This is a genomic window from Skermania sp. ID1734, from assembly GCF_007489285.1.
GTDB lineage: Bacteria > Actinomycetota > Actinomycetes > Mycobacteriales > Mycobacteriaceae > ID1734.
The window spans coordinates 439,740-440,047 of the sequence record NZ_VLIY01000001.1; the positions used below are offsets into that span (position 1 = coordinate 439,740).

Consider the following 308-nt stretch of genomic DNA (forward strand, 5'->3'; position numbering starts at 1 on the left):
ATGCAGGTTGCGGTTTAGGGCAGGCAGAAGGCGAGATTCGCCGACCCTGGCATGGGGATGTTGACGCAGAAGGTCACCGACCCAGCCGCCGGGGTCGGAGTTACGGGGCTTGCCGTGCTGGCCGAGGCCGCTGGAGCAGCGACCAGTCCAACTGAGGCGGCGATTGCCGCGGTGACGAGCGCTTTTGCTGCGAATTTAGCGGACATTTATGGATATTAAGTCTCGGGTAATACAAGGTCAACAAATCGGCGTGCTCTGCCTCCGCACAGTCGGCGTGTCGACCCGCCGCGCGTGTCAGGAAATCTTCC

Annotated in this window: 1 protein-coding gene; it reads right to left on the reverse strand. The window is 61.4% G+C overall.

Going from position 1 to position 308, the window contains the following annotated elements; translation table 11 throughout:
- Positions 1–14: 14 nt before the first annotated feature.
- Complete coding sequence (locus FOS14_RS01945) at positions 15–206, reverse strand: hypothetical protein (RefSeq protein ID WP_143768553.1); 192 nt, start codon at positions 204–206, stop codon at positions 15–17.
- Positions 207–308 lie beyond the last annotated feature (102 nt).

What these genes read in the sequence shown, in the direction of transcription:
- FOS14_RS01945 (WP_143768553.1), bottom strand. Translation starts at nt 206, where the DNA reads ATGTCCGCTAAATTCGCAGCAAAAGCGCTCGTCACCGCGGCAATCGCC.